Raw genomic sequence first — 19,768 nt, forward strand, 5'->3', positions numbered from 1 at the left:
GGCTTGAATAACAACGCCCGCGAAGGCGGGCGTTGGCGGCGACAGACAAACGGCTAGTTTATACCTGGGTTAACCAACCGAATTTGTCTTCACTGACACCCCATTGCAGGTCATTCAGGGCCTTGCGCAGTTTCAGGGTAGTGGCGCCGACTGCACCATTACCAACGGGGTATTCTTTGCCTTGATGAATCAGGGTGCCGACGGGCGCCAATACGGCGGCGGTGCCGGACAGTGCCGCTTCACAGCCAGGCTTGGCGGCACGCTCCAGCAGTTCTTCAATACGCAGTTCACGCTCCGATACCTTCATGCCGGCATCCCGGGCCAGGGTGAGGATGGAGTCGCGGGTTACCCCATGCAGGAAGCTGGAATCCAGCGCCTTGGTAATGATTTCATCGCCATCGATCAGCAGGAAGTTGGCGGCGCCGGTTTCTTGCACATCGCCACCGGGGCAGAACAACACCTGATCCGCCTGCACCTCTGCTTTGGCCTTCAGGGTCGGGCGCAGGGCACTGGCATAGTTACCACCGCTCTTGACCATCCCCATGTGCGCAGCGCAGCGCATGCCGGAGTCATCCAGAAGCAGACGCAGGGCACGGTCGCCACCGGCGAAGTAATCCCCTACCGGAGACAGCAGAACGTACATGCAGGAGGTGGTAGTGGGGGCGGCGGCTTTACCGATGGCGGCCTCTGTGCCGATATGGGTCGGGCGGATATACATGGAGCCAGGGCGCGCCGGTACCTCAGCGGCAAAACGCGCCACAATGGTGGTGATCATCTCGCTCAGCAGCGCTTGATCCACTTTGGGCAGTGACAGCAGCTCGGAGCTCTGTGCCAGACGGGCAACGTTGCGATCCATGCGGAAAATCTTGACGTTGCCATCTTCATGACGGAAGGCCTTCAAGCCCTCAAAACAGGTGCTGGAGTAATGCAACACATGGGCGCCCGGGTGCAGTTGCAGGCTGGAGCTGGACACCACCTCTGTGCCGCTCCATTGGGTACCATCAAACCAGGAAATTGCCATTTCAGGCATAAAAACGGAGCCGAACGCAGCCATATCAAATCATCCTAATCATCGGAAACACCGTTCTGTCACGCGGATGCCAGCACGGCGTATTGCTATAAACGGGTGTAGGCTTGATTGTAAGCATTCAGGCTGAAAAAGGAATTGTCTCGGCCAGGATTATCTTGGGCTGCGGATGGACTAAATGGGGATTTGACTCGCTCTTTAGTCGCCTGGCGGCATTCTTGTGGGGGGCGGGGCTTGACGTGCCCCTGGCTTTTATCCAGACTGCTTGCACTTTCATTGGCCATCCTGGCCTGAATACAGATTTCGGTAGAGTTTTATGTTCGCTTTCGCTAAAGCCAAACAATCCAAACCTAAGGTAGCCAAAAAGGGCTAGCCTGGTTGGTTGTTGGCGGAAATAAAGCAGAGCTAAAACTCAGCAAAAAGCCCCGGTAGCCAAGCAGGCGCACCGGGGCTTTGTCTTTCTAGCGTCTGTTAAATTTTGCTCACTCATAACTAAAAAATTCTGTTGAGGACGCCTTTTATGTTTCGTGGATCCATTACTGCTCTGCTGACTCCCTTCCGTGATGGTCAGTTAGATGAGGCTGCTTTGCGCAAGATGGTGCGCTTTCAGGTGGAGCAGGGTAGCCATGGTTTGGTGCCGGTTGGGACGACGGGCGAGTCGCCGACCCTCAGCGAGGCGGAGCATAAACGGGTGGTGGAGATTACGGTCGAGGAGTGTGGCGGACGTATTCCGGTGATTGCTGGTGCTGGTTCTAATAACCCGGTGGAGGCGATCAAGTACTCCCGCTATGCCGAACAGGCAGGTGCTGATGCAACCCTGCATGTGGCCGGCTATTACAATCGTCCCAATCAGGAAGGCTTGTATCAGCACTTTCGCCATGTGCATGACAACAGTGGTCTGCCCATCATTCTGTATAACATCCCCCCTCGCACCATTGTGGGGTTAGAGGTTGAGACCCTGGCGCGTCTGGCGGAGTTGCCCCGCGTGGTGGGGGTAAAGGACGCTACCGGTGATGTCACCCGTATCCTGCTGGAGCGTCGTTTAATTAACAAAGCCTTCAGCTATCTATCTGGTGATGATATTGCCGCCGTGGCTTACAGTGTCGGTGGGGGGGCGGGCTGTATTTCAGTGACGTCCAATATTGCCCCGGCGCTGGTGGCACAGCTGCACCAATACTGTCTGCAGGGCGACTATGCCTCCGCGCGGGAGTTACAGGATCGTCTGGTGCCGCTACATCGCGCCCTGTTCCTTGAGCCTAACCCGGCGGGTGCCAAGTATGCAGCCTCCCTGCTGGGGCTATGCAGTGAAGAGTGCCGCCTGCCAGTTATTGCCCTGAAAGACAGCAGTAAAGCGGCAATTCGCCAGGCGATGGTGGAGCTGCAGTTGATCTGACCCCGCCATGCAGGCTGCGTGGATGTTTCACGCTGATTTATTTATCATGTCCGGCTGCTTATTTAGCCTGTTCCCGCGCTGATGACCGCTGGGGACGGATCGTCTGGCCAGCTTGGATACTGCGTGAAGATACTCATAGTCGGTCCATCCTGGGTTGGGGACATGGTAATGGCCCAGACCCTGTTCAAACTGTTGCATCAGCGCCACCCCGGTGTGGCGCTGGATGTGCTGGCCCCTGCCTGGAGCCTGGCACTGCTGGCGCGAATGCCAGAGGTGCGTGCCGGCATTCCGATGCCGGTGGGGCATGGCAAACTGGGGCTGGGGATTCGTCGCCAATTGGCGCAGCGGTTGGCCCTCAGTGGCTATGATCAGGCGATTATTCTGCCTAACTCCTGGAAATCCGCCCTAGTACCCTGGCTAGCGGGCATCCCCGTGCGTCGAGGCTGGCGTGGCGAGTTGCGCTTCGGCCTGTTGAATGATCACAGCCTGCTCGACAAGTCTGCTTTCCCGCGGATGGTGGAGCGCTTTGCCGCCCTGGCCTGGCCGGCGGCACAGATCAAGCGCAGTGCGGATTTGCCTGCTTTACCCTTACCCCAATTACAGGCCGATACCGCCGGGCAGCAACAGGCTCTGGCTCGGTTGCAGTTGCAGCACGATCGCCCCTGTTTGGCGCTTTGCCCCGGTGCTGAGTTCGGTGAAGCCAAGCGCTGGCCGGAGGCACAGTACGCCGAAGTGGCGCAGCATTATCTGCAACAAGGCTGGCAGCTGTGGCTGTTTGGCTCCCATAAAGATCGCCACGGTTGCGAGCAGATTATTCAATTACTACCTGAGGCTATGCGTGCACAGGCGGTTAACCTGGCGGGTGAAACCGAGTTGGCGGAAGCGGTGGATTTATTAGCCCTGGCCGATCTGGTGGTGTCCAATGACTCGGGCCTGATGCATGTTGCTGCTGCCCTTGGCCGTCCGTTGGTGGCGGTGTATGGCTCGACATCGCCTGACTTTACCCCGCCCCTGGGGGAGCAGGTTCAGATCGTACGCAGTGACATTGACTGCAGCCCCTGTTTTCAACGTACCTGCCCCTATGGACATTACCGCTGCCTGCGTGAGTTGGGCAGTGAGCGGGTATTAGAGGCGCTGCAGCAGTTGGAGTCACAGCGGTGAGGGTGCTGTTGGTGAAAACCTCCTCCATGGGGGATGTTATCCACACCTTACCGGCGCTGACCGATGCCCTGGCTGCCATCCCTGAGCTGCAGGTCGATTGGGTGGTGGAAGAGGCGTTTGCGGAAATCCCGGCCTGGCATCCAGCGGTGGCGGAGGTCATCCCAGTGGCGATTCGCCGTTGGCGCAAGCATCTCTTACAGCGGCAAACCTGGCACCAATGGCAACTATACCGTCGTTGGCTGAGGGCCAAACACTACGATGCTGTGCTGGATGCCCAGGGACTGTTAAAAAGCGCCTTACTGGTTGCTTGTCAGGCCCGTGGCCCTCGTTATGGCCTGGATCGTCACAGCGCCCGTGAACCCTTGGCGAGTTATTGCTATCAGCATCCCCTCAGCGTGGCGAAGGGGCAACATGCGGTGGAGCGGACTCGGCAGCTATTTGCCCAGGCCCTGAACTACACCCTGCCCAGCGCGCAGGGTGATGCCGGTTTAAATCAGCGTTTCCCCTGGCAGCCCGCCGATTATTTACTCGGCTTTCATGCGACAACCCGGGCGGATAAACATTATCCAGAAGCATATTGGCGCCAGCTTTGTGAGCAGTGTGATCAGCAGGGGCTGGTATTGCGTCTGCCTTGGGTGACGGAGTCCGAACGCCAGCGGGCCGAGCGCTTAGCAGCTGGTTTGCCCCATATTCAGGTGCTGGAAAAAATGAACCTGACCGGGCTGGCACAGCAATTACAGGGTGCCCGTGCGGTGATTTCCGTGGATACTGGTTTGGCCCACCTGGCGGCGGCGATGAATGTGCCTAATCTGATGCTATTTGGCCCCACCGAGCCTGGCTTGGTGGGGGGCTATGGCCAGCGTCAACATGCATTGGTAGCGCGGCAATTGCCAGCGGTTGCGGATGAAGTGGAGCCGCAAATATTTGCCCCCCTTACCCCACAGCGTCTATGGACGGCGTTGCAGCCCTTGCTGGCCTATAGCAGTGAGCAGAAGGATGACGATGAGCACTGAAACCCTTCCCCTGTCGGCGGTCATTATTGCCCTGAATGAAGCCCATAATCTGGAGGCCTGTATCCGCTCCCTGGCATTCTGCGATGAGATCCTGGTGGTGGATTCTGGCAGCCAGGATGGCAGTCAACAGCTCTGTGAGCGTCTGGGGGTGCGTTTCATTCATCAGGATTGGCTAGGCTATGGCCGACAAAAGCGCCTGGCGGTGCAACAGGCCCGGGCAGACTGGGTGCTCTGTATTGATGCGGATGAGCGGGTGAGTGCAGAGCTTGCCCAAGCGATCCAACAGTGTCTGCGCCAACCGCTGCACAGTGGCTATGAACTGCCCCGTTGCAACCGTTTTATGGGGCGTTGGCTGCGCCATGGTGAGGGCTACCCCGATTGGTGTCTGCGCCTGTTTGATCGGCGTCAATGGCAGTGGAGCCTGGATGCCGTGCATGAAAAGGTGGTGGCCAGTCAAAGCGGATTAAAGCCTGGGCGCCTGCAGGGTGACCTATTGCACGAGTCAGAAGAAACCCTGGCACAGTACCTGGATAAGCAAAATCGTTATACCAGCCTGCAGGCTGAGCAACTGTTGCGGCAGGGTAAGCAGGTCAGTGCGGCCAAGCTACTACTCAGTCCGCTATTACGTTTTATTAAGTTTTATCTGCTGCGGCAGGGTTTCCGTGATGGGGTGCCAGGCTTGGTTCACATCAGCATTGGTTGCTTCAACAGCTTTATTAAATACGCCAAGGTGCGAGCGGGAAAAAGGAGCGCGATGTGAGTAGTGACTCCGTGCGGAATATCCTGGTGATTCGCCGTGACAATATCGGTGACCTGGTATGCACGACCCCGCTGCTAACGGGACTGCGTCAGCGCTATCCCCAGGCGCACTTGGCGGTTCTGGTCAACTCCTATAATGCCCCGGTATTGCAGGGCCACCCCGCCATTGATGAACTCTATATCTATGAGAAGGCCAAGCACCGTGCTCCGGGACAATCCCGCTGGGGCTGCTATCGGCAAACCCTGGCCACGCTGTGGCGCATGCGGCGACGGCGCTGGCAGCGGGTTTATCTGGCTGGGGCTGGCTACTCTGCCCGGGCAGCAGCCTTTGTCCGCTGGTTAAGGTGTGATGAGGTGATAGGGTTTGCTGCTGAGCAGGGCCACAGCCAGCATCTGACCGCAGCAGTGGATGCTGGTCAGACGGCACAGCAGCATCATGTTGAATCGGTGTATCAGCTCGGTCAGCAGGATCGCTTACCGCAACCCATTGGGCCGCTGACAATCTGTGCTAACCCTGAGCTGCGTCAGCAATTGCTGGCCAGCCTGACCCCAGCTGTTCGACGCTTGGGGGTGCATATCAGCGCACGCAAACCCAGTCAGCGTTGGCCGGTGGAGCAGTGGCAGGCTTTGTTGAGCAAGGTGCGCTCGCATCGGCCTGATTGGCAGATTCTGCTGTTTTGGTCGCCAGGAGCGGAGGATGATCCGCGTCATCCAGGGGATGATGGCAAAGCCCAGGCAATTCTAACGGCTCTGGCCAGTGAGCAGGTGGTGCCGATGCCAACCCAACAACTGGATCAGTTGATTGCCGGGCTGGATCTGTGTGATCAGGTTTTCTGCAGTGATGGTGGCGCGATGCATGTGGCAGCTGGCTTGGGTAAGCCGCTGGTGTGCTTGTTTGGTGAGACCAATCCTGCTAACTGGCATCCCTGGGGGGTGCCATACCAGCTATTACAGGCCCCTAGCCGTCAGGTCGCGGATATCAGCGTCGAGCAGGTATGGCAGGCGTTACTGCAGCAAGCGGACTCGGTCGGCAGGCAGGAGGCATTGGCTTGAAGCAAGCATGGTTGCAGCCTAAACGCATCTTAGTGGTGTTAATGGCTCGTTTTGGCGACACCCTTACCGCAACACCGGCGTTAGCGGCGTTAAAGGCGCATTATCCTGCCGCGCAGTTGGAGGTGGTGGCACATCCACAAAGAGGACAGGTATTGCAGGGGTTGGGCTTTATCGACCGTGTGCGCCTGCTGCCCAAATGGCGCTTGCAGTTAGGGCGTTGGTGGCCTTGGCCCCGTTATGACCTGGGGGTGGTATTTGGCCACAGCCGGGTAGAAATTCAATTTGCCCGTCGCCACTGTCGTTGGTTGGTGGGAGAGCCGCAGCAGCAGCCTGAGCTGGCGGCCTGTTTGGATATGGTGCAAACCCAACAAGCGCCCATGCACATTGTGCAGGATCGTCTACGGGTGTTATCACCTCTGGGGGTGCAACCTCAGGGCTTGGCTTGCCACTATCGCGTCACTGCCAGCGAGCAGGCCCAGGCGCAGGCTTGGTTGCAACAACAGCTACCGCGTTGTCAGCGCCCCCTCATTGGTTTGCAGCTGTCATCTTTTCCAACCAAAGCGTATCGGGATTGGCCGTTGGCTTCTTGGCTGGCTTTGGCACAACGCATACTCAACCAGTGGCCAGAGGCTGGCATCGTGTTACTCGGTGGTGGGGAAAGTAGTGAAAAGGCTGCTACCTTGCTGGCGCAGTTGCCACAACGAGTCGCCTCTGCAGTGGCAGCCTTTGATTTTCGTCACAATGCCGCCTTGATTGATGCCTTGGATCTGTATGTCGGCCCTGATACTGGACCGACCCATTTGCGCGGGGCGCTGGGCAAGCCAATGGTGGGGCTTTATCACCATGTTCCACAGCTGCTGCAACCATTGGAACACCCCGCGCTCCAGGTTATTGCTCATCCCCAGGCACAACAGCCGGGGGAGCATGCGATGAGTGATATCAGTGTCGAGCAGGTATGGCAGGCCTGTTTGCGTTTGCTTGAACCTGCACATGAACAAAGGAGCCATTGATGACCTCGTTACGGATTCTGCACACCGAAAGTTCGTGTGGCTGGGGCGGACAGGAGCTGCGCATTTTGTCCGAGGCCGAAGGGTTGCAGGCACGAGGCCATCAGTTGACCCTGGTTTGTCCAGCCGCAGCGCGTATCTATCAAGCCGCTCAGGAACGGGGACTGGAGGTAGTGGCTTTACCCATTGAGCGAAAAAAGCTCAGCGCCCTGTGGGCGTTACGGCAGTGGTTAGCACCGCGCCGGCATCAATATGATCTGATTAACACCCATAGCTCGACGGATTCCTGGTTAACCGCGCTGGCCTGTGCCTCGCTAGCGGATGCGCCCCCTATTGTGCGTACTCGCCATGTATCTTCACCGATCAACCAACACTGGACGACCCGTTGGCTTTACCAGCGTGCAGCCAAGCATGTGGTGGTGACGGGGGAGCCGCTGCGTCAGTATTTGGCTGCTCACAACGGCTTTGCCCTGGAGTCGATGACATCGGTACCCACCGGGATACGCCTTGAGCGTTTTTATCCCCGTGACAAGGCAGTCATTAAGACAGAGTTAGGCATAGAGGGGCGGGTAATAGGCATTCTTGCCACCCTGCGCAATTGGAAAGGCCATACCTATTTACTGGATGCTTTTAGTCGCTTGGCTGCCAGTCAGGACGACTTGCAGTTGCTGATCGTCGGGGATGGCCCGCAGCGGGCTAACCTGGAGCGTCGTGTGGCCGAGCTGGGTTTGACGCAGCGGGTCCGTTTTAGTGGCAATCAGGATGACCCCGAGCGTTGGTTGAATGCGATGGATATTTTTGTCCTGCCTTCCTACGGTGATGAGGGCGTATCCCAGGCGGTAATGCAGGCGATGGCCACCGGTTTGCCGGTGATCACGACGGCGGTGGGTGGCATGCTTGATGCGGTACAACATGAACAAACCGGCCTGATCGTCCCTATCAAAGATGATCAGGCGTTGGAGCAAGCGCTACAGCGTCTGCTTAGCCAACCGCAATTGGCGGCACAGCTGGCCGAGGCAGGTTACCAGCGGGCACAGCAACTGTTTGGCCTGGAAACCATGCTGGATCGTATGGAGAGTATTTTTCAGCGTTTTGCCCGGAGAGCGGGTTAATGTGTGGGATTGCCGGTTTTCTGGGGCAGCAGCCCAGCTCACCTGCGCAGTTACAGGCAATGTTGGCTGCGCTGGCCCAGCGTGGGCCAGATGCACAACAGTGGCACGGCTGGGATAGTGACTGGCAACCTCAGCAGCAGACTCCTAGCGCGGCTTTTTTGCATGCACGCTTATCGATTCGTGATCCTCGACCGCTGGCGGATCAGCCGATGCGCTCGGAAGACGGGCAGCTCTGGTTGATCTATAACGGCGAGGTCTATGGTTGGGAGGAGGATGCCGCGTACCTGCAACGTCAGGGGCTACCCTTTCATACCCGCTCCGATACGGAGTTTATCCTACGTGCCTATCAGCATTGGGGAATGCCTGGCTTGCTGCCGAAGCTGCGGGGCATGTTTGCCTTTGCTCTGCTGGACTTACGTCTGGGCAAGTTGTGGCTGGTGCGCGATCGCCTGGGCTTAAAACCCCTGTTGTACCATCACTCTGAGCAGGGCTTGGCCTTTGCCTCCCTGTTACGTGCCCTATTGCCCTGGTTGCCGGAGCAGGCCCGTCAGCTGTGCCCGCAGGCGGTGGATGCCTATCTTGCCCACCGCTACATCCCTGCTCCGATGACCCTGTTGCAGGGCGTGCAGCGTCTGGAGAATGGCCACTATCTGCAATATGAACTGCAAACGAGGCGGCTGAGCAAACACTGCTATTGGCAAGCTCAACCTGCCAGCACAACTGCAACCAGCCTGGAGCAGCTGTACCAGGAACTGGATACCAGTATTGCCCTGCGCACCGTGGCGGATCGTCCGGTTGGACTCTTTCTTAGCGGCGGCGTCGACTCCGCCGTGGTGGCTTGCCGTTTGGCCGCACAGGGTTATCAAAACATCAAAGCCTTTACCGCCGCCTTTCCCGGCAGCCACTTTGATGAAAGCGAGGCCGCTGCGCGGACGGCGCAGAAGTTGGGCTTACCCTTTCAAGCAGTCAAGATGCCGGCACAGATCGAGGCGGACTTCGCCCAGTTGGTGACGGATTTAGACGAGCCTTTTGCCGATCCCTCTAGTCTGCCGCTGTGGTATTTGGCTAAGCAGGCCACCACCGAGGTGAAGGTAGTTCTCAATGGTGATGGCGGCGATGAGCTTTTTGCCGGCTACAAGCGCTATCGTCAGCATCTGCGTCGTCAGTGGCGGGGCAACTGGCGTTTGCCGCTGCGGCCACCGGCTAGCTTGGCGCACAAGGGGTGGCCGAAGGTGGCGACAGAATTGGGGCTGAGTTGGTTGGATGCCTATTGTTTGCGCTTTTCCGGCTTTAGTCCCGCGCAACGGCGGGCGTTGCAGCCGCGGCTCAAGGCTAGCCCAGCCCATTACTGGCGTATGCCGGATCTGCAGGGACTCACGCCTTTGCAGCAGCTGTTGCAGCTGGATATGGCCAACTATCTGCCGGAGTACATCTTGCGCAAGGCGGATTTGACCACCATGGCCCAGGGGTTGGAGGGGCGCTCGCCTTTGTTGGATCACCAGGTGGTGCAGCAGGTATTGGCATTGCCGCCCGCACAACGCTTCAGCCAACCGGCCAAGCAATGCTTACAGCCACTCTGTGCTCCCCTCGGTGCGGATAGTCCCTTTGTACGCCCTAAGCGAGGCTTTAATCCGCCTCTCACCGCCTGGTTACAGCCGCTGCTCAATGTCGCCAGTGATCTTGGCGGAAGCCTGAGCCGACTGACGAAAGGGCAAATTGCCGCCGCTCCCGTGCAGCAGCTAGTGACGACTTATCAGCGGGGAGAGGAGCACTATGCCGAGCAGGTATTGCAGCTGTTATTGCTGGATACCTGTCTGCAGCAATTACAGGATGCGCTGGGATGAAAATAGCCTTTATTGATGTGACCACAACAGTCTCCTTTGGGGGAATTCAGACGGCTGTCTGGCAATTGGCAATCGCCCTGTCTGATTTGGGCCATGAAGTGCATGTCTATGGTGGTGAGGGCACCTTGCAGCCGGAGTTAATGGGCCGTCCGGTGCAGGTGCACCGTTTCGCTTTTACCCCGCGTGAACGGGTGCTCGATATCGGTAGCCGTTTTCAGCGCCTGGTGGAGCGTTGGAGCTTTGCCCGTCAGGCCAAGGCCCACTTTATTGCCCAGCAGTTTGACTGGGCGGTACTGACCAAGCCCTTTGACTTCTTCTGGCCACGTTTAATGCCCGCTGGGCAGCCGACCCGTTTTGCTTTTATGAGTGGTGGCACCGACTTTTTCCGTGGTGATCGCTGGCTGGCGAAACGTGTGGATGCCTGGTTGGCCTGCAGTCACTTTAATGCCTGGCAACTGCAGCATCACTACAAGTGTTTTCCCCAGGTGATGTACAACGGGGTGATGGTGGAGCATTTTGCCCCGGTGGACGCACAGGGCTTGCGTCAGCAACTCGGCTATCAGCCGCAGGATGTGGTATTTGGCTTTGCTGGCCGTTTGGTGGGCTGGAAAGGGCTGAAGGTAGCTATCGCCGCTTTGGCTGAGCCTGAACTGCAAGGGTTACCAGTGAAGTTGCTGCTGATTGGTGACGGGGAGGCCAAAGCGGCTCTGCAGGCTCAGGCCCAACAATTGGGCGTGGCGGAGCGAGTACAGTTTTATGGCCGGGTGGAACATCACCGTTTGCCCGAGTTTTACAGCGCCTGTGATGCGGGAGTGTTTCCCAGTATTGGTGATGAGGCCTTTGGTATCACCATCGCTGAAGCGATGAGCTGTGCGTTGCCGGTGGTGGCCAGTCATGTGGGCGGCATTCCAGAAGTAGTGGGGAATGAAGGCCACTGTGGTTTGCTCTTTACCCCTGGCCACAGTGCGGCTTTGGCCAGCATGATGGCGGCGTTGGCCCGTGATGCCGCCTTGCGTGAGCGTTTAGGGCAACAGGCCCGCCAGCGCATTATCCAGCACTATAGCTGGCAGGCATCGGCCCAGCGCCTGTTAGCAGCCTTGCAAGGGGCGCAGCATGACTAAGCTACGTCGGTTGGCCTATTTGGACCCTCACCCCGTACCGGATGTGATTCCCGAGGCGATGCAGATTCTGCAGAATGTCGATGCGCTGGCCGAATTTGTGCAGGTCAGCATGGTCACACCCGTCTCTTCCCATGCTGCCGAACAGGTGCTGGGCCGTGGCTTGGACCCGCGGGTTGAGGTGGTGGGCCTGACCGATTACCGCCAGCGCTGGTGGTATCCCAGTGGTTCTAATCGTCTGTTCTATTGGCAGGCCGCGCGCTGGTTAGCCAAGCATCAGGTCGATGCCGTATTGGTGCGCAACCTGAAGTTGGCGGATGCCCTGAGCCAAGCCTTGCCAGATATCCCCCTCTTTTTTGAGACCCATGAGTTATTTGCCCAGAGTTATTGGGAAGAACATCAGCCCCTGAATGCCAAGCAACAGCGGAAATGGCAAACACTGCGTGAACGCGAGCAGCGGGTGTACCGTGCCAGTCGTGGTTTGATTACCCTGACACCGTTTCTCAGTGCCGATATCGAACAGGCGTATTTTCAGCAATCTCCTGCGCCAGCACTGCATGTTGCGGCGGATGGTGTCGATTGGCCCCTGGCCCAGCAGGCATTAGCCCAACGCAAAACACAGCCGCAAACAACGCCCCAGGCTGAGCTGATTATGTTGTACCTGGGCAGCCTACATCCCTGGAAGGGGGTGGATAGCCTGATTCAGGCACTGCCACAGGTGGAGCGTGGCCAATTGTGGATCGCTGGTGGCGGTAGCGAGCGTATTCAGGCGCTGCAGCATGTAGCTCAGCAATTGGGAGTGCAGAGCCGGGTGCAGTTTCTCGGTGCGATTGCACCACAACGGCGTTTTGAGCTGATCGCGCAGGCGGATATCTGCCTGTTGCCACTGACGGATACCAGTATCGGTAGCCGTTACACCTCACCACTCAAACTCTTTGAATACATGGCAATGGGCAAAGCCATTGTCAGTGCTGCAGTGCCTGCCATTACCGAGGTGTTGACCCATGGCCACCAGGCCTGGCTATGTCGGCCGGGGGAGTTGCAGGAGTTAAGTGCAGCACTCAACCGCCTCTGTGGCGATGAATCCTTGCGTCAGCAGCTCGGTCAGCAAGCGGCTATTTTGGCCCAGCAGTACAGCTGGCAGGCACGGGCGCAAGGGATGGTGCAGTTTATGGAGCGGTCGCTGGCAGGATGAACAAGCCGAAAATAGCCATGGTGGCCCCGCCTATTCATCCTGTCCCGCCACGCTATGGTGCGGCGGTGGAGTGGTGGATGTACCAGGTGGGGTTGCGCTTACAGCAGGTAGAGCCCTGGATCTTTTCGATTCAGGCGCCAGGCTATAGCCGTTACGAACAGACAGGGGCACTGCGCATCGAACGTATTGCCATGGGACGCCTGTATAAACGCCTGTTTCAGAAATGGACGCGCTGGGATCCCTGCTCCTATGCCTGGCGGGTGGCGCGGGTCATTCGTCAACAGGGGATTGAGCAAGTACATGTCCATAATAGTCCGGCGTTGTTGACGGCTCTGTATCGGCAGCTGGGTAACGGCTATCGCTATATTCTCCATTTGCATAATGAGATGGAGGTAACAGCGCTGCCAGAGCGGGTACTGTTGTTGACGGTGAGTGAGTATTTGGCTGCTTGGTATCGGCAACGTTTGCCTGGAGTTCGGGTAGAGGTGTTGACCAATGGCGTGGATTTGCAATTGGCTAGTCATCCTCAGCCCTGGCCGCAGTCTTTGCAGGTTGCTGAAACGCCGGCCTTCCTACTCTATGGCGGGCGCATCTCACCAGAAAAAGGTCCGCTGGAGTTGGCTCAGGCCGTGTTAGCCTTACAGGCTGAGCTGCCTGCCGCTCCTCGCCTGTTGATTGCCGGTGGTTTTAGTGAAGGAAAGGCGACGAATAAACGAGTTGCCTATGGTTTGGCGTTAAAACAATTGGCCGCCCAACATCCCCAGCAGGTGCAATTACTGGGCAGCCTCGGCCCGGAGCAGATGTACGCTCTTTATCAACGGGCGAGCCTGACGATCGTGCCTTCCATTTTTGAAGAGCCTTTATGTATGGTGGCGTTGGAAGCGATGGCCAGCGGCAGTCCGGTGTTAGTCAGCCCCCGTGGCGGTATGCCGGAATATGTGCGTGATGGACACACAGGCTACCTGTTGCCAGCGGAGGTGAACACTGCCGCCTGGGCGAACCGGATCCGTGAGGTATTAGCGGATCCTCGGCGCCTCCAAGTGGCGGCACAGGGCCAGGCTTATGTGCAGGCCCAGCATAGCTGGTCGTTGGTGAGTGAGGCTTTGAGCCGCTTTTATTTGGAAGCGGCAGGTTGACGATTGAGTAAGCCCCAGCTGAGTCCTAGCAATACCCCCCAGAATTGCAGTTCGGGGGTTTCAAACTGCCCTCTGACGATAAATCCCCCGAACAAACTCAGGCTGATGGCCAACAGCAGGGAACGCTGCCAGCTTTGCTGGGGCAGGCCTCGGCAGGCTTGGCCATTGCAATAGAGGAGGATGGCACAGAAAGTCATCGTCGCGAGCAGGAAGGGTAGGCCACCATAGAACCAGTGGGTAAGCCACAAATTATGAGGCCCCATGGACTCTGTAAATAGCCAATGGGGATGCAGCGGGGCTGCAGCATTATAAATTTGGTCGTAGAGAAAGGCGCCAAAGCCGTGCCCCTGCCAGGGGGCCTGTTGAATTAACTCCCAGGCGGAACTCCAGGTTCCCCCTCCGGTACGTCCGCTGCTGGAGGTTTGGGTCAAACGGTCGAGCAGATAATCGGGTAGAAGAGCGAAGGCTAGCAGCAATCCTGCTAAGGCCACCAAGGCAGAGGCGAACAGCAAACGGCGGTTCAGGTGTAATAGCAACCAGGCTAGACCTATGAACGCGACCGCTAGCCAGGCACTGCGTGCCCCTGTGCCCAGCAGTAAAATACCGTGCAGGGTCAGTAGGCCTATCCAGATCAGTTGGCTAGAGCGCGTACTGGCATGCCACCAAGCCATCAACATAAAGGGGAGTAGCAGCACCATCGCATCCGAGTAAGGGCGATGTGCCCAAATGTCCTCAGGTGCTCCTCCCAGCAGTTGGTATTCCTGCCAGTATTGCCACAGATTAAAGCCGTTTAGCAGCAAGGCTGAGCCAGCAAGGCAAGCCAGCAGCCAACGGGCGCAGGCTTCCGGTTGTAGCTGGGGATGTTGCAACAGCCAGGCAAGGCAAAAGGCGGTCAGGGTGATTTTGATGCCATAGAGATTTTTGGCCTCAGCCCAGCTTTGGCCAGGATCAGGGGAAATGGCAATGGCGTAGCCCAGGGTGCCGAGTAGTAACGCCAGTCCCCAGGCCAAAGGCTGGCGGATTAATAACAGGCCTTGCTGGCGCAGGGGCCACAGCCAGACCAGGGTGCTTAATAACAGCAAAATACTGCTGAGTTCTTTAAAACGAGTCGGAATGGGCAGGAAATACAGCAGTAAAAACAGACCCAGGACTGCTTGAATCCAGCGGGGGGCCAAGGAGGTGGGGGTGGACATCAGGACTCCAGTAACTCTTGGTATAAGTTCAGCAAGGCTTGTTGTGGAACCAGGCACAGATTGGAGTCTAACAGTGCCTCGGTACTCACTGGGGGAAGCTGTCGCAGCTGTTGCGCCAGGGCGGCTGCATTGAGGGTGGCAAACACGCTGCCCTGTTCAGGTTGCAGCAGTAATTCGGCACCGCCACAGCTGGGGGTGGTGAACACAGGTACACCGCAGGCCAAGGCTTCCCAGATTACATTAGGAAAAGGGTCGTATAGCGCGGGGTGGACGAGGGCATCCGCTGCGCCATAGTAGGGCGTGACGTCCTGCTGCACACCGACAAAATGGACTCGACTCGCCAGCCCCTGGCGTTGGCACCATTGTTGGTACTGACGTTGCTGCTTGTCCTTACCCACGACTATCAGGTGATAGTGGCGCTCAAGGAGGGGCAAGGCTTCCAGTAGGGTTTGCAGGCCTTTGCGCATAAAGCCAGAACCAACAAACAGTAAAGAGTGCGCCTGGGGTGGGATGCCTAGTTGGCGCCTGATGGTTTGACCAGCCTGACGATGACCTGGATGAAAGCGTTGGCGATCCACCCCGTTGTAGATCAATCTGAGCTTGTCCGGGGCAATACGAAAATGGCGCAGAATATCCTGACGCACCATCTCGGAGTTACAGATCACCGCCCTAAGGTTAGGGTGTTCAAACATGGCCCGTTCGCTGGCCAACACATAACGATGGTAGGGATCGTGCTCTTGCCACCAACGGGCGAGGGGCGAGAGGACTTTGCTGCGCTGATTTAACCATTCACGATGCACACCATCACCGGCACGGTACAGGCTGCAGCCTGGTATCCGTTCGTGGGATTGCACCAAGTCAAACCCTTGCTGCTGTACCAAGGCCATGGCGGCTTCGGCAAAGTCCCGCTCCCGGCTAATGCGCCCCCGTTTGGCGGGATTGCAGATCAGCACCTGATAGTCGGATTGGCTGGAGTTAGCCCAGCCCCGGGTAATGATGCTGACTTCCAGGTTTTGTTGTTGGCCCAGTTGCTGTAAGGCCCGGCTGACAAAACGCTCGGCGCCGCCATCGGGACGATAATGTTGGCGAATGAGAGCCAGCTTCATGCCGGCTGCTCCTGCAGCAATTGCTGAATAGCTGCCTCGACCTGATCTACCTCCAGCTGCTGTAAACAGTCACTGACTTTGGAGTTGCCACAGCCATCCTGGCCGCACGGACGGCAGGGGTGGGCAGACGAGGTGATCAGTCGGTGTGGCACCATCCAAGGCCCCCACTCTTTATCGCCACTGGGGCCGAACAGGCTAACCGTGGGGGTGCCGAGGGCGGCTGCCATATGCATGGGCACCGAGTCGACACCGATAAAGAGTCGCGCCTGTTCGATTAAGGCAGCCAGCTCAAGCAGGCTTAATTGGCCGGCCAGGTTGATCAGCGGTATCTGTGCTTGTGCTTCAATGCGCTCAATCATGGCCAGCTCCTGGGCATCGGGGGCCGCGCTGATCACGAGTGGCCAGCCCTGTTGATGTAAGCGCTGTAGTAAGGTGGCAACCTTGGCCTCATCCCAGCATTTAAACAGCCAGCGTGAACAGGGATGCAGGTGTAAATAAGGTTGGCTTAAACCGGCCTGTTCAAGCTTACGCTTTAGGCTGGCCTGGGCCTCTTCGCCTGCCTGCAAGACCAGACGTCGTTGTGCTAGTGATGGCTGTAACCCCAGACAGCGCAGGGCATCCAGGTGCATTTCAACCGTGTGGCGGCGATTGCCCCCCGGGCTTTGATAGTGGTGGCTGAAGCTGTTTTTCCAGAAGCGATCCTGACGGTGGTGATAGCGGCGGGTGACGGCATAACGAGGTTTTAGCAAACGGCTCAACCAAGCGCCCCGGCGGCTTTCGGTCAGGTGTATTAACAGGTCATAACCTCGGTCTTTGAGTCGTTGCAGTAAGCGCCACTCTTGTTGCAGTTGGTGCTTGAGTCCGGACTTTTTCCATTGCCGATCAATACAGTGCAGCTGACTGAGCTGGGGATGCAGTTGCAGCATCGGCGCCGTGTCCTGATAGACCAGCGCATCGACCTCCAGGTGAGGATGTGCCTGTTTGAGACAGGCAATCACCGGCGAGCTGAGTAACACATCACCGTGGTGGCGTAGCTTGATGACTAACACCCGCTTGATTTGACTAAAGTCGATTGGCTGCATTAGCACCTCGCCGCTTTATAAAGCTTTTGTTCGCCATCGGGTTGGGTTTTAAAGCGTTTATGCATCCACAAGTACTGCTCGGGGAAGCGACGAATGGCCTGCTCCAGCTCCTGGTTGATGCGGCTGGCATCACTGAGTTCATCGCCACTGGGGAAGCCTTCCAGCAATTTGAAGCTCAGGCGGTAGCTCTGATCAGGCAGGCGCTGAGGGACAAACAGCACTACAGGGCTGTTATTGAGGGCAGGTAAGCGGGAAGTAGCGGTAATGGTGGCGGCGGTTTGCCCGAAAAAGGGCGCAAAGACTGCTCCCTTGGCGCCAAAGTCCTGATCCGGGGCGTACCAGATGGCTTTGTTGTGTTTTAACCGTTTACGCACGGTTAGAAACTGACGGCGATCGACGGGCTCACAAAAATGTTGGCGGCCACGATAGATAAAGTGCTCCATCAAGGGATCATTGTGGGGGCGATAGAGGGCGACAAAGTCCTGTAAATACAGTGACAGTAAGCGCCCGCCGAGATCCAGTGCACTAAAGTGACCGCTGAGCAGAATCACACCATTGCCCTGCTGCAGCGCCTGCTGTAGCACCTCCAGGGAGTCGCTTTGTACCCGCTTACGTAGCCAGGCATCGGAGCGCCACCAGGCCCAGGCGGTTTCCACCAGCCCCATGCCATTAGCGGCAAAGCTGTCTTTGGCCAGTTGCTGGCGCTGCTGCTCAGTGAGCTCCGGAAAGCATAGCTGCAGATTAACCAGAGTGACCCGCCGCCGCTTGACGACCACGGCATAGAGCAAACGACCGAGCAGGCGACCACAGGCCAGTCCGACTGAGGCCGGTAACAGCGCAGTCAGTGCCAGCAGGCCCAGGCCAAGCCAGGTGGCCCAGTGACGGGGGTGGAGAAAGTGAGACCAGTGTGAAGAGGTGACAGTCACAGGCGAATACAGTTCAGGCTGAAAAGTGGCTATTATAGGGAGCTTGTTTCACAGGGGCTACTTATCCCGTCTCGCCCTTTTTTTCAGCGCAGATACGCGCGGCATGGGTGCGGTGATGACGAGGCGTAGCCTGATGACTAAGTTGGCTAAGCGTTGATGGGCAAGCTGGCATCGTTGAGCGAACGTCAGCCTGTGGCAGCCACAGCGGTGGCTGCATAATGAATCGTTTTATCAGAGGCACCTTTAGCCTAAGAGGATGATCCTTTGCGAATTACAGTGGTTGGAACCGGTTATGTGGGTCTGGTGACAGGCGCCTGTTTTGCTGAAATGGGCAACAAGGTCACCTGTGTCGATATCGATGCAGACAAGATAGACCGGCTACGCCAGGGGCAGATCCCCATTTATGAGCCGGGGCTGGAGTCGGTGGTGGAGCGGGGGATCGCTTCCGGTGCGCTGCAATTTACCACCTCCTTGCCGGAGGCGATGGCCAGTGCCAGCATTATTTTTATCGCCGTAGGCACCCCTCCTGGTGAAGATGGTTCGGCGGATTTGCAGTATGTCTTGGCGGTGGCCAAAGAGATCGGTCAACACCTGCAGGACTATAAAGTGATCGTCGATAAATCCACCGTGCCGGTGGGGACGGCGGATCAGGTACGGGCCATGGTGCAGTCCCAGTTAGAGGCTCGCGGGGTAGAGGTACCCTTTGATGTGGTCAGTAATCCCGAGTTTCTCAAAGAAGGGGCGGCGGTTGAGGACTTTATGCGTCCAGACCGGGTAGTGGTCGGGGCCGATAGCGAGCGGGCGCGCAAGTTAATGGCGCAGCTCTATGCCTCCTTCTCGCGCAACCATGACAAAGTCATTTACATGGGCGTGCGTGATGCGGAAATGACCAAGTATGCCGCCAATGCCATGTTGGCCACCAAGATCTCTTTTATGAATGAGATTGCCAATCTGTGTGAGCGGTTGCAGGTGGATGTGGAAATGGTACGCAAGGGGATCGGCTCTGATTCCCGTATTGGTTACCACTTTATTTACCCTGGCTGCGGTTATGGCGGCTCCTGTTTTCCTAAAGACGTGAAAGCCCTGGTGCATATGGCCGAGCAGTCGGGCCTGGAGCCCTGGCTATTACGTGCGGTGGAGCAGCGTAACCAGGCGCAGAAACATCTACTGTTCAGTAAGTTACAGCAGCGCTTTGCACAGTTGCAGGGGCGGACCTTTGCCGTATGGGGGCTGGCCTTTAAGCCGGGCACCGATGATATGCGTGAGGCGCCCTCCATCGTGTTGATTAATGCCTTACTGGAAGCGGGGGCTAACGTGCGTGCCCATGATCCGGTGGCCTTTACTACCGCACGCCGTGAGTTTGCGCCGAAGTGGTTTGATAATGGCCAGCTGAGCTTTATCGAAGATCAGTATCAGGTTCTGGATCAGGCCGAAGCGCTAATCCTGGTGACCGAATGGAAACAGTATCGTCAGCCTGATTTCAATGAAATCCAGCAGCGCCTTAAGCAACCCTTAATTTTGGATGGGCGTAATCAATATGACCCTGCCTGGTTGCAGGAACAGGGATTCTGCTATCTGGGGGTGGGGCGCTCATCGGCAGCCAATGAAGGCTAATGCCTTCGTGCCCTTTTATGCACAACGAT

General features: G+C 57.5%; 17 protein-coding genes. 12 read left to right on the forward strand and 5 right to left on the reverse strand.

What is annotated here, in order from left to right; all coding sequences use genetic code 11:
• Positions 1–58: 58 nt before the first annotated feature.
• Positions 59–1,054: a branched-chain amino acid aminotransferase gene (locus Q334_RS0103005; protein ID WP_027311906.1), complete on the reverse strand. Its 996-nt coding sequence runs from the start codon at positions 1,052–1,054 to the stop codon at positions 59–61.
• 493 nt (positions 1,055–1,547) lie between these two features.
• Here Q334_RS0103005 and dapA point away from each other — a divergent pair, with 493 nt between their 5' ends.
• The 11 genes from dapA (at position 1,548) to Q334_RS0103065 (ending at position 13,818) form a co-directional block, all read left to right on the forward strand.
• Positions 1,548–2,420, forward strand: coding sequence for a 4-hydroxy-tetrahydrodipicolinate synthase (gene dapA, locus Q334_RS0103015; RefSeq protein WP_027311908.1), 873 nt, complete (start codon positions 1,548–1,550; stop codon positions 2,418–2,420).
• An 81-nt stretch (positions 2,421–2,501) separates the two neighbouring features.
• Positions 2,502–3,581, forward strand: coding sequence for a lipopolysaccharide heptosyltransferase II (waaF, locus tag Q334_RS0103020; RefSeq protein WP_211249479.1), 1,080 nt, complete (start codon positions 2,502–2,504; stop codon positions 3,579–3,581).
• A gap of 11 nt (positions 3,582–3,592) precedes the next feature.
• Entirely contained in the window at positions 3,593–4,594 is a 1,002-nt protein-coding gene (waaC, locus tag Q334_RS17850; protein ID WP_245593647.1) for a lipopolysaccharide heptosyltransferase I, read from the forward strand.
• A complete protein-coding gene (locus Q334_RS0103030) occupies positions 4,584–5,354 on the forward strand; it encodes a glycosyltransferase family 2 protein (RefSeq protein WP_027311910.1) in 771 nt (256 codons plus the stop codon). The genes waaC and Q334_RS0103030 overlap by 11 nt, the downstream gene beginning before the upstream one ends.
• Positions 5,351–6,406, forward strand: coding sequence for a glycosyltransferase family 9 protein (locus Q334_RS0103035; RefSeq protein WP_051527480.1), 1,056 nt, complete (start codon positions 5,351–5,353; stop codon positions 6,404–6,406). The genes Q334_RS0103030 and Q334_RS0103035 overlap by 4 nt, the downstream gene beginning before the upstream one ends.
• Positions 6,403–7,416 (forward strand): glycosyltransferase family 9 protein, encoded by a 1,014-nt coding sequence (locus Q334_RS0103040; protein ID WP_051527481.1) that lies wholly within the window; start codon positions 6,403–6,405, stop codon positions 7,414–7,416. Before Q334_RS0103035 ends, Q334_RS0103040 begins: the two co-directional genes overlap by 4 nt.
• Positions 7,416–8,525 (forward strand): glycosyltransferase family 4 protein, encoded by a 1,110-nt coding sequence (locus tag Q334_RS0103045; protein WP_027311913.1) that lies wholly within the window; start codon positions 7,416–7,418, stop codon positions 8,523–8,525. Before Q334_RS0103040 ends, Q334_RS0103045 begins: the two co-directional genes overlap by 1 nt.
• On the forward strand, positions 8,525–10,369 hold the full coding sequence (asnB, locus tag Q334_RS0103050) for an asparagine synthase (glutamine-hydrolyzing) (protein WP_027311914.1): 1,845 nt from the start codon (positions 8,525–8,527) through the stop codon (positions 10,367–10,369). Before Q334_RS0103045 ends, asnB begins: the two co-directional genes overlap by 1 nt.
• A complete protein-coding gene (locus Q334_RS0103055) occupies positions 10,366–11,490 on the forward strand; it encodes a glycosyltransferase family 4 protein (RefSeq protein WP_027311915.1) in 1,125 nt (374 codons plus the stop codon). The genes asnB and Q334_RS0103055 overlap by 4 nt, the downstream gene beginning before the upstream one ends.
• Entirely contained in the window at positions 11,483–12,682 is a 1,200-nt protein-coding gene (locus Q334_RS0103060) for a glycosyltransferase family 4 protein (RefSeq protein ID WP_027311916.1), read from the forward strand. Before Q334_RS0103055 ends, Q334_RS0103060 begins: the two co-directional genes overlap by 8 nt.
• Complete coding sequence (locus Q334_RS0103065; RefSeq protein ID WP_027311917.1) at positions 12,679–13,818, forward strand: glycosyltransferase; 1,140 nt, start codon at positions 12,679–12,681, stop codon at positions 13,816–13,818. The genes Q334_RS0103060 and Q334_RS0103065 overlap by 4 nt, the downstream gene beginning before the upstream one ends.
• Here the strand turns inward: Q334_RS0103065 and Q334_RS0103070 are convergent.
• The 4 genes from Q334_RS0103070 to lpxL are packed head-to-tail and all read right to left on the reverse strand — an operon-like array spanning position 13,797 to position 18,125.
• Entirely contained in the window at positions 13,797–15,011 is a 1,215-nt protein-coding gene (locus Q334_RS0103070; RefSeq protein WP_027311918.1) for an O-antigen ligase family protein, read from the reverse strand. The two genes, Q334_RS0103065 and Q334_RS0103070, sit on opposite strands and share 22 nt — an antisense overlap.
• Entirely contained in the window at positions 15,011–16,117 is a 1,107-nt protein-coding gene (locus Q334_RS0103075) for a glycosyltransferase family 4 protein (protein ID WP_027311919.1), read from the reverse strand. Before Q334_RS0103075 ends, Q334_RS0103070 begins: the two co-directional genes overlap by 1 nt.
• Positions 16,114–17,199, reverse strand: a complete 1,086-nt coding sequence (gene rfaQ / locus Q334_RS0103080; RefSeq protein WP_211249480.1) for a putative lipopolysaccharide heptosyltransferase III — start codon at positions 17,197–17,199, stop codon at positions 16,114–16,116. The genes Q334_RS0103075 and rfaQ overlap by 4 nt, the downstream gene beginning before the upstream one ends.
• The gene (gene lpxL / locus Q334_RS0103085; RefSeq protein WP_027311921.1) at positions 17,199–18,125 is read right to left on the reverse strand and encodes an LpxL/LpxP family Kdo(2)-lipid IV(A) lauroyl/palmitoleoyl acyltransferase; all 927 of its coding nucleotides are present in this window, start codon (positions 18,123–18,125) and stop codon (positions 17,199–17,201) included. The genes rfaQ and lpxL overlap by 1 nt, the downstream gene beginning before the upstream one ends.
• Positions 18,126–18,389: 264 nt before the next feature.
• On the opposite strand from lpxL, the gene Q334_RS0103090 reads away from it, so the two are divergent.
• Positions 18,390–19,739: a UDP-glucose dehydrogenase family protein gene (locus tag Q334_RS0103090; RefSeq protein ID WP_027311922.1), complete on the forward strand. Its 1,350-nt coding sequence runs from the start codon at positions 18,390–18,392 to the stop codon at positions 19,737–19,739.
• Positions 19,740–19,768: the final 29 nt, after the last annotated feature.

This window comes from Balneatrix alpica DSM 16621 (assembly GCF_000619885.1).
GTDB lineage: Bacteria > Pseudomonadota > Gammaproteobacteria > Pseudomonadales > Balneatricaceae > Balneatrix > Balneatrix alpica.